Raw genomic sequence first — 568 nt, 5'->3', positions numbered from 1 at the left:
GTCAGGGTTGAAGCGTTTTGTGAGCTGCTTCATGTCCTTGTCGACGGCGATCAAGATCGCGCTGTTGGCCAAGGCGGTTTCACATACCACGATGTCCGAGGCACCTTCGGCGAGCACGTCGCTGTGCCGGATCGCTTTGTGCCCGGCCTTTTCGACCGCCAGCGCAACGGATTCGGGAGCGCTGGCGTCCAGCAGGAAAATGAGATGAGCTGCCAGCGCCTTCAAGCAGCGCTGTCGAATGCGAGCGCAGCTTCCACGTCCGACTTCGTCAGCGTGGGATATTCACGCATGATCTGCTCGACCGTGTAGCCCGATTCCGCAAAGGCTTTGATGTTTCCCACCGGGATGCGCGTTCCGGCAACGACCGACGTGTTGCCGAACCCATGACGCTTCTCGATACGGCCAGCGGCCGATGAATCGCGTTGGCGCCAGAGCCTAACACGCTCCTGCATGTCGCCAGCTACCACCTGCAACGGGATTTGTAGGACTCCTTGACCTGAAACGACCTCTTCGTGCTGGTTGGTTTCGTTGTTGACGAAAACCACCTTCTTCTTGAGCACGTAAAGGG

Annotated in this window: 2 protein-coding genes; both read right to left on the bottom strand. The window is 58.6% G+C overall.

The window, feature by feature from the left end; translation table 11 throughout:
• On the bottom strand, positions 1–225 hold a 225-nt coding region (locus EN780_RS36965), incomplete at its 3' end, for a DUF5615 family PIN-like protein (protein WP_133372990.1).
• Positions 222–568, bottom strand: a 347-nt coding sequence (locus EN780_RS36960) for a DUF433 domain-containing protein (protein ID WP_133372989.1), incomplete at its 5' end; no start/stop codon positions are given. The genes EN780_RS36965 and EN780_RS36960, both read right to left, overlap by 4 nt.

Origin of the sequence: Mesorhizobium sp. M4B.F.Ca.ET.089.01.1.1 (assembly GCF_004022605.1) — a bacterium.
Lineage (GTDB): Bacteria > Pseudomonadota > Alphaproteobacteria > Rhizobiales > Rhizobiaceae > Mesorhizobium > Mesorhizobium abyssinicae.
This window is presented reverse-complemented; position numbering and strand designations above follow the sequence as displayed.